The sequence below is a fragment of the Ruegeria sp. I1 genome (assembly GCF_056532675.1).
The window spans coordinates 42,985-55,152 of sequence record NZ_JBQFNM010000007.1 but is presented as its reverse complement, the minus strand read 5'-3'; the positions used below and the strand labels follow the sequence as shown (position 1 = coordinate 55,152).

The window sequence follows — 12,168 nt, the reverse complement described above, 5'->3', positions numbered from 1 at the left end:
GCGGCTCGGAGCCCGCACATCCCATATGCTGCGCAACACCCGAATGGCTGCTTGCGCTCATCAGACCCTTGCCATTCCGGCAGTGATTGCGCCCAGGGCGACAAGGTGGACAAGCATGAGCGCCTCGTCATTCCATGAACGTGCGGTGAGCATCGGCTTTTTGGGTTTTGGCCATATCTGTCGCGCAGAATTGGTCCTTCGTATTTGTTGGTAGTCAGGTAACGTTAGATTGGGAGTACGATATGGAATTGCCAACACTGACGTACGAAATGATAGCCGTACTGAGTCTATTGTCTTTCACGGTCTTACTTTTTGTGACCGAGATAATACGGATCGATGTCGCAGCAATTCTTGTGATGGTGCTGCTTGGCGCACTGAGTTATCTACCGGGGCTAGGCAATCTTGCCGATGTCTCCAGGCTCTTTGAAGGTTTTTCCTCGAACGCTGTGATGTCCATCATCGCAGTTATGATAATAGGGGCGGGGCTTGATAAGACCGGACTTATGTCAAAGGTTGCGGCCTTGATCCTCAAGAATGGTGGCACGACAGAAGCCCGGATCATCCCAATTATATCAACAACGGTTGGTATCATCAGCTCCTTCATGCAAAACGTCGGAGCTGCAGCGCTTTTTTTGCCTGTTGTTAGCCGCATCTCTGCACGTACAGAAATCCCGATGAGTAGGTTGCTAATGCCCATGGGGTTTTGCGCGATACTGGGTGGTACCATCACATTAGTTGGGTCGTCGCCCCTTATCCTGCTGAATGACCTGATTGTTTCGGCAAACTCATCCCTTCCAGCTGACCAACAAATGGAGACATTTGGGTTGTTTTCAGTCACGCCTATCGGTGTGATGCTGGTGCTGACAGGGGTGCTTTACTTTGTGCTCTTTGGTCGTTGGGTCCTCCCAGCGCAGCGGGAGCGTGGAGAAGACGCAAGCTCAGCTCGGTCCATGCAAACATATGTCGAAAATACCTATCGGCTTCGGGCCGATATGTTCGAGATACGTGTTCCTGAAGGCTCTATAATCATCGGGCAAACGCTTGCGGATCTAATGGTCGCCCATAACATGTACATTCTTGGCACATCCTATCGCGGCCACAAAGTCATCGCACCGATGGCTGATACCAAGATCGAAGCCCCAGCACGGCTTGCAGTGCTTGGCCTGCGCCGTGTGGTTGAGTATCAGTTCGCTGAACCCTACGGTTTAGAGATCCTACCCCAACTAGATGTCTTTGCAGATGATTTCGCCGCGACCCAATCGGGGGTTGCAGAGGTCGTTATTCCGCCCAGTTCTTCGGTGATCGGCCAGACTCCGATTGATTTGCGTCTCCGTCAGACACATGGTTTGTCTCTGTTGGCCATTCAGCGCGGCGAAGAAACACTGAGCCATGTAGAAACCGAAGATCATTCGGCCACGCATATCGGGCAAGTTCCTTTGCAAGCTGGCGATACGTGTGTGGTGCACGTGCAGTGGGACCGTCTGACACTACTGAAGTCAGACAGGGATTTTGTCGTCGTAACTTCGGACTTTCCCCAGGACGAGCTACGGCCACACAAGGTTGGATGGGCCCTCGCCTTCTTCCTGATAGCGTTGAGCTTAATCCTGTTTTCCGATCTGCGCTTGTCATTATGCCTATTGATTGGCGCTATTGGAATGGTGTTGAGCCGGGTGCTCTCGATAGACGAAGCCTACGAGTCGATTAGTTGGAGTACAGTTTTTCTGCTCGCTTCGCTGATCCCGTTGGGCCAGGCAGTTCAGAACACCGGTACTGCGGATTGGATTGCAGCCCACGTGTTGGCGCTCCTAAAGGGTTGGCCGATATGGTCGCTGCAAGCAGGAATAGCCGTTCTGGCAACTGCTTTCACGCTGGTCATGTCCAATGTCGGCGCTACTGTCCTGCTGGTGCCGCTAGCAGTTTCCATCGCCATATCGGCGGGTGGTAACCCGGCTGTGTTTGCTCTCACCGTAGCAATTTCAACGTCCAATTCATTTTTGATCCCGACACACCAGGTGAACGCGTTGATCATGGGCCCAGCAGGCTACCGGGTGGTAGATTTTGTTCGCTCGGGCGGAATCATGACCCTACTTTTCTTGGTTGTCTCAATGATTGGACTTGCGCTTTTCTTCTGAACCTTTTCTCGGTGATCAAAGATGCATCCCTAATAGCCGCTCTCAGGACCCTTGAAGCCGAATGCTCAGCAGGTACGCCATGTCTGCTTTCTGCCCAAAGCGGTCATTGAATATCTAAGATATCCGGACGACTGGGAGATAGGATGCCGCGAGAAACGCTGCAATTTTGTACAGCCTTCGGCAATCAAAACTTGTTGCCGTCAGATGGCTATGGTCTTTGGCGCTGATTGGCACTTTTATCGGCTCAAGACTTTGAAAACAAATTCTTAGTCCAGAAATCAAGCAAAGTTTTCGCTATCTCGGTCTGTTGGTGGACATATACCACCACGTCAAGCTTTTCCTGACCCAATTGGTTGCGTAGGGAGATTAGCTCGCCGCTTTCAATTTCCTTGTGCACCATGCTGAATGGAAGCCAACCAACACCGAGACCGTTCAGGATCATTTCCTTTACCCCACTTGAAAAGGCCGTCTGGCAAACGGGGTTTTTGCTAAAATCGGCGGTTCCGAACGGGAGTTTGCTCTTGTTCAGTGCTTCGCCGAAATAGCTGTTTTCGGGATAGACGATGGCAGGCGTATCCAAAGGCACGTCACCGTTTCCGCGCACTGCGTACCTCAATCCGCCACCGATGACCGGAATGAGGTAGTCGTGCCCCCATGTGCCGCGACAAATGCCCGAGCCGAACGGCATTGGGGCGACGGTTTGCGCCTCATAGCATAGCAGCATGTTGGTATCGCCGCGCAGGAACAGAGTGACACAATCGTTCAGATTGGCCGTTCTGAGACGAAACCGGAGCCCCTTGAACTTGGCATGTGCACGCAGTGCCATATCAGGGAAGGTGGAGACGACCGATGCATGTGTCGCGGCGATCGTTACAATCGAAACGGTTGGGCCATGTTGCGCAATTTTTGTGCGAAGGTCATTTAATCTAGCGATCAAAGAGCGGATTTCGGCCTCGTTAGAGGCCAGTGCTGGACTGATCTCGACCCGGTTCGATTTGCGATCGAGAATTTCAATCCCCAGCCACTCCTCAAAACTGCGAATACGCCTTGAGAACGCGGGTTGCGTGATGTTTCTGCGGGCTGCAGCCCGCGTCATATTCCGCTCCTCCAGAAGGGCCAGAACATCGTCAAACCAAAGCATATTCATGCGCACCTCCATCGCACCCAAAGAAAACGTATGGGCAGCCTGCGAAATATGCACTGTTTTTATTCTTTTTCTTTTGAAAGTGTTTGGCTGTAGGCAAAAGCAGGGAGAGTGTGGTGGCTGAGACAATTCAGATGACCGGCGGTGACGCGATGGTCGCGCCGGAGATGGTTTTGAGTTTGTGCAAGGAGCTATCGCTGACGCTGGCGAAATTTCCCCGGGTATCGTTTGGTCATCTTCCTACGCCTTTAGAACCGATGGATCGCCTGAGCGAGGTTTTGGGTGGTCCGCGTCTGTGGGTCAAACGAGATGATTGCACCGGCCTCTCGTCGGGTGGGAACAAGACCCGTAAGCTGGAATTTCTGATGGCTGACGCAGTCCAGAAAGGCGCAGATACCATCATCACGCAAGGGGCGACGCAATCCAATCACGCGCGTCAAACAGCAGCGGCGGCCGCAAAACTTGGCCTTGCGTGTCACATCCTGCTTGAGGATCGCACGGGTTCCAATGACCCGAACTATATTCTGAATGGAAACGTCCTGTTGGATCGATTGCATGGCGCCAGTGTCTCTAAGCGTCCCAGTGGTGCGGACATGAACGCTGAGATGGAAGCATGCGCTGCGCAGATGAAGACAGAAGGCAAAAACCCTTACATCATCCCGGGCGGTGGGTCGAACCCGATCGGGGCTTTGGGCTACGTAAATTGCGCGCGCGAGCTAAGCGAACAGGCCGCCAATGCCGGGTTGAAAATTGATGCGTTGGTACATGCGACCGGCAGCTCAGGCACGCAAGCCGGATTGGTCGCTGGTCTTGCCGCCCTAGAAAGTGACATTCACCTTCTGGGCATCGGCGTGCGGGCCCCACAAGACAAACAGGAAGGCATGGTCCATGATCTGGCTGTGCGCACTGTCGAATATATGGAGACGGGTACGCCCATTGCGCGAGAAAATGTGCGCGCAAACTGCGACTACGTCGGTGCAGGATATGGTCTTCCGACCAAAGGGATGATTGACGCGCTCAAGCTGTTGGCCCGCACCGAAGGACTTTTGTTCGACCCGGTTTATTCGGGTAAAGGGCTGGATGGCCTCATCGACCAAACCCGCAAAGGCTATTTCGTTGGTATGGACAATGTCGTCTTTCTGCATACCGGCGGAAGCGCAGCCCTGTTTGGCTATCCCGAAACTTTCGAACTTCCTGGCTACGTGGCCTGAAAATAAACAACAAACCAACAAGGAGATATCAAATGAAACTAAAAAAGTACTTGATCAGCGCGGCTTTGCTTTCCGCTCTCGGCGCACCACTCGCCGCTGAAGAGGTTAAGATCGGCGTTCCCACATGGACAGGCGCACAGGCCATTGCCCATGTCTTGGGTGAGATCGTAACCACCCGCATTGGCGGCACGGTGGAGTATGTGCCCGGAAACAATGCCACGATCTTTCAAGCGATGGATCAGGGTAGGGGCGATATCGATGTGCACCCCGATGTATGGCTGCCAAATCAGGAAGCATTCACCAAGCAATATGTTGATGGTGCTGGCACCGTGACGTTGTCATCGAACCCCTATCAGGGCAATCAGGGTTTCTGCGTCTCCAAAGACTTTGCCGCAGAGATGAACATCACCGACATCGCGGATCTTGGACGCCCCGATGTGGCGGCTGCGATGGACAGCGATGGCAATGGTAAGGGTGAGATGTGGATCGGTGCACCCGGCTGGGCCTCGGCTAATGTGAACGAGGTGAAGGTGCGCGACTACGGCCTGTTGGACTTCATTGATCCAATTCGCGCCGAAGAAGCTGTGAAGACCGCGCGCATCAAGGACAGTATCGCCAAAAAGGAAGGATATGCCTTCTACTGCTATGAGCCGCATGCCGTCTGGTACATGTTTGACGTGGTGATGCTGACCGAACCGACTTATGACCCTGAAAAATACGTGATGGTGCAGCCCTCCGACGACCCTGACTGGTACAACAAGTCGATGGTAGCCAGTAAGGACGCTCTGAAGGAAGTTCAGATCGCCTGGTCCAACTCGCTTGGGGATCGCTCGCCGGCGATTGCGGAATTCTTCGCAAACTTCTCCCTGACCGCCGATGACGTGAGTTCGCTGGCCTTCGAGATTAGTGCCAAAGGGCGCGATGCTGAGGAAGTTGCGGCCGAATGGGTTAACGCCAATTCTGAGCGCGTAGACACGATGTTGGGTCTTTGAGCCAGACCAAAAAACAAAGGGCAGCACCTAGCGGTGCCGCCCCACTTGAAGGCACGCACGGGTGGGCGGATGAGCGACGAGACTGTAATCGAAATTTCCAACATCTGGAAAATCTTCGGGGCAAAACCTGAGGCCGCTCTGGAAGCCATTCGTGCGCGGGGGCTGACCAAGGCTGAAGTCCTTGCTGAGTTCAACGCGGTGGTGGGCGTGGCCGATGTCAGCCTCAGCGTCAAACGCGGTGAGATCTTCTGTATCATGGGCCTATCAGGGAGCGGCAAATCCACACTCGTGCGCCACTTCAATCGGTTACTCGAACCAACCGCCGGCAAGATCGAGATCGAGGGCACTGACGTCATGGCACTCGGCACAAAGGAACTACAGGCTTTCCGCAACCGGAAAATCGGCATGGTGTTCCAGAATTTTGCTCTGATGCCCCACCGTTCGGTCCTCGACAACGTGGCAATGCCGCTGGAAATCCGCCAGGTCGCCAAAAACGAGCGTATGCGGCAGGCGGCCGCCATTCTCGACATTGTCGAATTGGGGGCCTGGGGGTCGAAATTCGCGCACGAACTCTCTGGCGGAATGCAGCAACGTGTGGGGCTTGCCCGTGCGCTAGCGGCCAACCCTGATGTTCTGTTGATGGATGAGCCATTCTCCGCGCTTGATCCCCTCATCCGGCGGCAGTTGCAGGATGAGTTCATCCGGCTGTCCAAAATCCTTAAGAAAACCACGATCTTCATCACCCATGACCTTGATGAGGCCGTCCGCATTGGAGACCGGATTGCGATCATGCGTGACGGCAAGATGGTGCAGATTGGCTCGGCTGAGGACATTGTGATGCATCCCGCTGATGACTACGTCGCTGATTTCGTGGCCGGGATCTCGCGCCTGAAGGTGGTGCATGCTCATGCGGCGATGCAGCCCTTGGACAGCTATCTCGCTACGCACGGCCCACTGCCGGCTGACATCGACCGGGTGGACCACAATGAGACGCTTTCCGCATTAATTACGCGTGCCATCGACGACGAACGGCCGGTTCTGGTGTCCGAAGGTGGCGAAGACAAAGGTGTCATCACACGAGCAGATTTGTTGCGCACCGTGATTGAAGGGACGGAAATGTCATGAGCGAAGATCTTGGTGTGAACCCCCTTGAAGACACAGAAAGCGAAGCCGCGCAGGCCTATGCCGAGGAACGCCGCGAGAATATCCGCACTTTTGTGCGCACAAGCCCCGACTATTACATCCGCAACTTCGACAAGATCGGGGCGTCCGCGCGCTTTACGGCAACTTTCAACGCAATGGCCGGGCTCTTCGGTCCGATCTGGTTCGGCGCGCGCGGACTTTGGTCATGGGCGTTGGCCTTTCTTGTCGTCGAAGCAATCGGATTTGTGCAGATCGCGCGGGGCTTATTCGGAGATTTGGGAGCAGACGCGCTGGCCCGTGTGACCTCGATCGAAGGTACCCTCGATTTGCGCTACCAGCAGCTTGCGGCAGCTCAAGAGAGCGGCTCGGATCGAGCCGCAGCCATCCAGCGCCAGATCGAAGGGCTGGAGGCCAATATTGAAGGCTTCCGCGCCGAGGCAGAGTTGCTCGCTGCGCAAGGTCCGTCGATTGCACTCACCGGTGTTGTCATCTTGCTTGTGGCCAAGCTCATACAGGCTGTGGCCGCCAACTGGGCGCTGGAGGCCCGGTTTTCCGACTGGCTATCGGACCGCACCATTCGCTCCGGCATGCCGGTCAGCCAGATTGTTTTCAGCGCGGGTTTCATGATCCTGCTGGTCGCTACTGCAATGGTCCACTACAGCTTCCCTGGCCGTTTTTCATTTCTTAGCGAATTCCCGACAGATAACTCAATTCGCCTGGCCAGTATTGACAGCGTAGAGGCATTTATCGCCTGGTGCGTCGCCAACAGCGTGGCGTTCTTTGATGGGCTCACTGCGGCCATTCGCTGGTTGCTGGATGCCATGGAGGTTGCGTTGGTTCAGACTCCTTGGATCGTGGTGGCGGCGCTGATCGTTCTTTTAACCTGGCTCACGGCTGGCTTGCGTATGGCTATTTGGTCAGGTGCCTTTCTGGCCTATATGGGCCTTCTCGGCTTCTGGGAAAAAGCAATGACCACTTTGGCGCTTCTCGGCACTGCGGCGCTGCTTTCCATCGTGATTGGCATTCCTTTGGGCATGTTCTCTGCGCGTCGACCGCGGTTCTACGCGGTCATCCAACCGATCATGGATTTCATGCAGACAATGCCTGCCTTTGTCTTCATGGTGCCTGTGATTGCCTTTTTTGGGGTCGGCAAGCCAGCGGCAGTCATTGTTACGATGATCTTCGGCGGGACACCCGTGGTACGCCTTACCGTTTTGGGCCTGCGTGGTGTTCCTGAAAGCGTACGTGAAGCCGCGATCAGTTTTGGCGCCAACAAGTGGTACCTTCTCACCAAGGTCGATCTGCCGCTTGCCAGCCCCTCCATTCGCGCCGGTATCAACCAGACAATCATGCTTTCCCTGGCCATGGTCGTCGTGGCCTCGCTTATTGGTGCGAAAGGGCTGGGAGAAGACGTTCTCGAGGCGCTGCAATACGCCAATGTAGGCCAGGGTATCCTCGCAGGCTTTGCCATTCTCTTTTGCGCGATGATCCTTGATCGGATCGTTCAAGGTCAGCGAAAGTGACCCCCCTTGTCCTTGTTCATGGTTTCATGGGGGGCAGCGCACAATGGGATGGGTGTCGCGATACACTGCAGCAGCATGTTGATGTGATTGCAGTCGACCTGCCCGGGTTCGGAGCAAATGCCCATCTGCCGCCAATCGACAGTATTGGCGGTTATGCGGATTGGGTCGTCCGGCACCTCCGCAGCCTTGGGGTGGAGAAATACCATCTGCTTGGTCATTCCATGGGCGGCATGATCACTCAGGAAATTACCTTGCTCGACGAAGAAAGGATTGACCGTTTTGTGCTTTACGCAACTGGCGCCATTGGTGTTTTGCCGGGGCGGTTCGAAACCATTGAACAAAGTAAAAAGCGCGCTGTAGAAGACGGCCCGGTAGCCACCGCGCGTCGGATCGCAGCAACTTGGTTTTTAGATCGCGAAGCTGCAACCGGATATGAACACTGCGCCGCGATTGCCGCTCAAGCCAAGCTGCCGGCCCTGGAGGCCGGCCTTGACGCGATGCAAGCTTGGTCAGGGGAACAGAACCTTAGCCGGATTCGGCAGGAAACACTTGTGCTTTGGGGCGATCGAGATCGGACCTATACGTGGAGCCAAATTCAAGTACTTTGGGAAACAATTCCCAATACATCACTAGCAGTTGTGCCAGGCTGCGCTCATGCTCTACATGCCGAAAGACCCGACTTATTCATACGTTTAGTCTCCGACTTTTTGGACCGCTGAGCAATGCCAACAACTTGGACTTTTGTCGGGCGGCAGCCAAAGTCAGCTTTGTCCGCAATTCGCGGGTTCAGGCAGACTTTGATTTTGCGCTCGCAGCGAACAGCAGGTTCGACTGGCCGCGCCGCAGCATTGAGATTATAGGGTGAAGGTCCGGAAAGGGCCGCTTATAACAAGTGGCGGAAAGAAATCACGGTATCACCTTAGATATCAGCGCTATCGCTCAGATTGAACTAAGTTGGCTACGCCAATTCGCTGGCCATCGATTTCAGGTGGCGCATGTCGGTGCCGCAGCACCCTCCAAATACTTGGATCGACGGATTCTGCCTCGCAATCGAGGCAATCTGTTTACCAAGTTCAGCTGGATCGCCTTCGTCCAGCTCATCTGCTTCGTCAAGTTCCGCATGCGAGCAACTCGAAGCGTTTGCCACCATGCCTTTAAGTCGGGGGTGGTTGCCAAGCGCTCCGGCGAAATGGGTCGGATGAGCGCAGTTGACCATAAAAAACAGCGCCGCCGAGTCGGTTGCATCGTCGATCTGATCAATTCCGTCCACAAGTTTGGTCCCGTCCGCCAGACACCCGTCCGTTTCGACAACTAGAGACATGATGATCGGCAGATCTGCGTCTCGGGCAGCGAGGATGCATCCCGCAGCCTCACTTGGACGGTTGAACGTATAAGCGGTGACCAGGTCGACGCTTGTGTCTTTCAGGCTGTGCATTTGAGCGGCGTGGTATTGGCGTGCATCTTCGACCGTCACCGGAGGGATGTCGGCGTAAGGGTCATAGCGCGGGCCGATACAGGCCGACACCAGTACATCATCGCGAGCGGCAGCCTGGCGCACCTCCTCCATTAGACTGACCGCATCTTTGTTCACCTCAACGAGCCGGTCTGTATCGTACCCCAACGGCGCTGCCCGATCGGCGTTCGCCATCCATGTGGGTGCATCAAGGATGCATCCGACACTCATTTCATGGGCGAGATCGACAAGTGCCTCCATTTGACCGGCCAGTATTGCCCTGGTGCCAGGTTCTTCCAGCAATGGAAACGATGCGAAACCGGGTAAATCAACGCCATGATTGAATATCAGGTCGGTGCCAGTGCCGGCATAAACCAAAAAGGTTTTGTCACCTTCGAGCGGGAACTGTCGCGCCATTCTGATCCACACCTATTGACGTCAAGTCTTCATAGATACCTACATTATCTCGGGTCTCCTGTGAACCTTAGTGCGGCGACAGAGTGTATTCCGTGAGCATGACCTCATTTTCCCGGGCATCTCTCAACCGCAGCGAAATTCTCCTTCGGCGGGCCACACTGCAGCGTCATCAAGCCTTAGCCAATGGCAGGTTTGGACCGGAGCCTTTTTGCGTCAGGCATCCGCCATATGCTGGACCAGTGAGGTCAGCTGTCTGTCGCCGTGGCCATCGTCCCAAGCCGTTTTGGTGCGGTCATGCATCAACTGGATGAAATCAGCGGGAGCATTAAGTGAGAGATAGGTCTTCAACGCATCCTCTTGCGCCATCGCGTAAACCTTCAGGGAGGCTTCCGCGCTGTCGTAATCCTCAAACGGAACAGTGCTGGCAAAGAGCTCATGGTAGTCATTGACCAGTTTGATCGTGGTAGGGAGTTGGTCGGCATAAACCTGTATCGGGATGCCCGCTTTTTGGCAGACAAGTGCACCGTAGATCATTCCGAACATAAACCCCTGCCGAACCGTGAAAAGGCCGGCAAACAGCGCGGCAAGTGCCGCTGGTTTCTCTCCAACATGGGCGGACTTTCCACCCAATTCTCTGATGATGCTGCCATAACGGTCCCAGGTTCCGGCACTGCCCACCGTGAGGATTGTGGTTTCGTCACCACCAATGCCGGAAGGGTAGGCATTGATCATGCCCAGCATGTAGTCGGCCCCCTGTCCCTCAAGGATGGCGACCAGTCCATCGGCATCCGAGGTATCGCCCGTGCTCATGTCGCAGATAGTCTTACCCTTTAGCGAAACACTCAGCCCGTTGACCAGTTCAACAGTTTCCTTGTGGCCCTTGATACAGATGATGACAAATTCAGCAGCTGCGATGGCATCATTCGGTGAAGAGCAGATCGTGGCTCCAGCCTCAGCAAAAACCTCTGCCTTTTCCGACGTGCGGTTCCAAACGCTGACTTCGTGGCCCGCCTTGAGCAGGCAATGCGCCAGCGCTGAGCCCATATTGCCCAGTCCCAATACAGCAAGTTTCATGATGTTGGTCTCCTGTATCCGCCAATAAATTCTTGCACCAACATGCGCCGGCATTGGGGGATCACATAGTTGTAAATTCTTCTATATTGTTAGATGATCTAACTTATGGATTGGCGCACGCTTCCCTCTTTGACATCTCTCAGAGCCTTCGCCGCCGCTGCCGAGTTTCGAAATCTGACACGGGCGGCAAAGGCACTGAACGTGACACATTCCGCAGTCAGCCAGCAGATCCGCGGGCTCGAACAACAGCTCGGCACCCGGCTTATCACTCGTACCCGGCACGGCATTTCTCTGACATCGCAAGGCGAATTCTTGTCGGCTGGCCTGCTTGACGCCTTCGCTGAAATGGCCTCAGTGACCGAGAGCGTGTCGAAGGCAGAATCGGTTCGACCGTTAGTGGTTAGCGCGACACCGATGTTTTCAAGCGCGTTCCTCATGCCGCGTCTGTCAACGTTTGTTGACGAATTCCCCAATATCGAATTGAGGATCGATTCAACGATCCAGGCTGTCAACCTCAAGCCGGGCGGAATTGATATGGCCATCCGATACGGAACGGGTCAATGGCAAGGGCTTGTCTCGCAGATGCTGCTGCCAGGCTGTCTGACGGTCGTCGCCTCAAGCGAACTGATCGGAAACCGTGTGTTCAGGCACCCTGTGGAATTGCTCGATTTTACACTTCTCCAAGAGCACGCTTCGGTCGAGTTTGACCTGTGGTTGGAAAAGGTGGGGATTCCCACCGACGCGGAACGAAGAGTTGTGCGGATGCCGGGCAATATGTTGCTGGATGGCATCCGCCGCGGAGATGGTGTCGGAGCGACGGTACCAGCCTTTATCTCTGACGAGTTGAAGTCGGGGCAACTTGTGGCGCTATTCGATGATCCAATACCGCAGATCGGCTACTACCTTGTCACGTTGCCGGGCCCGGTTCGACCAGCGGCAAAGCTGTTCGTACAGTGGCTCTCGAAATCAATTACCGAATATGAGAAAAGTCTTTTCCGATGGACGCCCTCTCACTTGCTGTAGGCAGTAAAGAGCATCGACCAGAGTCAAATTGGATCTGACTTGCCGTATACGACTGT

Annotated in this window: 10 protein-coding genes; 7 read left to right on the top strand and 3 right to left on the bottom strand. The window is 54.8% G+C overall.

Going from position 1 to position 12,168, the window contains the following annotated elements:
* Positions 1 to 242: 242 nt before the first annotated feature.
* Entirely contained in the window at positions 243 to 2,132 is a 1,890-nt protein-coding gene (locus tag ACR0DH_RS14000) for an SLC13 family permease (RefSeq protein WP_480550159.1), read from the top strand.
* Between the two features lie 244 nt (positions 2,133 to 2,376).
* Here the strand turns inward: ACR0DH_RS14000 and ACR0DH_RS13995 are convergent, their stop codons facing one another.
* Complete coding sequence (locus ACR0DH_RS13995; protein WP_480550161.1) at positions 2,377 to 3,279, bottom strand: LysR family transcriptional regulator; 903 nt, start codon at positions 3,277 to 3,279, stop codon at positions 2,377 to 2,379.
* A 194-nt stretch (positions 3,280 to 3,473) separates the two neighbouring features.
* Between ACR0DH_RS13995 and cuyA the strand changes: the two genes are divergently transcribed.
* From cuyA to ACR0DH_RS13970, 5 genes are all read left to right on the top strand, one after another.
* Complete coding sequence (gene cuyA / locus ACR0DH_RS13990; protein WP_480550263.1) at positions 3,474 to 4,487, top strand: D-cysteate sulfo-lyase; 1,014 nt, start codon at positions 3,474 to 3,476, stop codon at positions 4,485 to 4,487.
* 32 nt (positions 4,488 to 4,519) lie between these two features.
* Positions 4,520 to 5,479 carry an ABC transporter substrate-binding protein gene (locus ACR0DH_RS13985; RefSeq protein WP_480550163.1) on the top strand — a complete coding sequence of 320 codons (960 nt, stop codon included), beginning with the start codon at positions 4,520 to 4,522 and terminating at the stop codon, positions 5,477 to 5,479.
* Positions 5,480 to 5,548: 69 nt separating this feature from the next.
* Complete coding sequence (locus tag ACR0DH_RS13980) at positions 5,549 to 6,604, top strand: quaternary amine ABC transporter ATP-binding protein (protein ID WP_480550165.1); 1,056 nt, start codon at positions 5,549 to 5,551, stop codon at positions 6,602 to 6,604.
* Positions 6,601 to 8,145, top strand: coding sequence for an ABC transporter permease subunit (locus ACR0DH_RS13975; RefSeq protein WP_480550167.1), 1,545 nt, complete (start codon positions 6,601 to 6,603; stop codon positions 8,143 to 8,145). Before ACR0DH_RS13980 ends, ACR0DH_RS13975 begins: the two co-directional genes overlap by 4 nt.
* On the top strand, positions 8,142 to 8,864 hold the full coding sequence (locus tag ACR0DH_RS13970; RefSeq protein WP_480550169.1) for an alpha/beta fold hydrolase: 723 nt from the start codon (positions 8,142 to 8,144) through the stop codon (positions 8,862 to 8,864). The genes ACR0DH_RS13975 and ACR0DH_RS13970 overlap by 4 nt, the downstream gene beginning before the upstream one ends.
* A 239-nt stretch (positions 8,865 to 9,103) precedes the next feature.
* On the opposite strand, the gene ACR0DH_RS13965 is transcribed toward ACR0DH_RS13970, so the two are convergent.
* Together ACR0DH_RS13965 and ACR0DH_RS13960 are read right to left on the bottom strand one after the other, a co-directional pair.
* Entirely contained in the window at positions 9,104 to 10,015 is a 912-nt protein-coding gene (locus ACR0DH_RS13965; protein ID WP_480544860.1) for a homocysteine S-methyltransferase family protein, read from the bottom strand.
* Positions 10,016 to 10,228: 213 nt separating this feature from the next.
* Complete coding sequence (locus tag ACR0DH_RS13960; RefSeq protein ID WP_480550171.1) at positions 10,229 to 11,143, bottom strand: NAD(P)-dependent oxidoreductase; 915 nt, start codon at positions 11,141 to 11,143, stop codon at positions 10,229 to 10,231.
* 51 nt (positions 11,144 to 11,194) lie between these two features.
* Here ACR0DH_RS13960 and ACR0DH_RS13955 point away from each other — a divergent pair, with 51 nt between their 5' ends.
* The gene (locus tag ACR0DH_RS13955; RefSeq protein ID WP_480544862.1) at positions 11,195 to 12,112 is read left to right on the top strand and encodes a LysR family transcriptional regulator; all 918 of its coding nucleotides are present in this window, start codon (positions 11,195 to 11,197) and stop codon (positions 12,110 to 12,112) included.
* Positions 12,113 to 12,168: the final 56 nt, after the last annotated feature.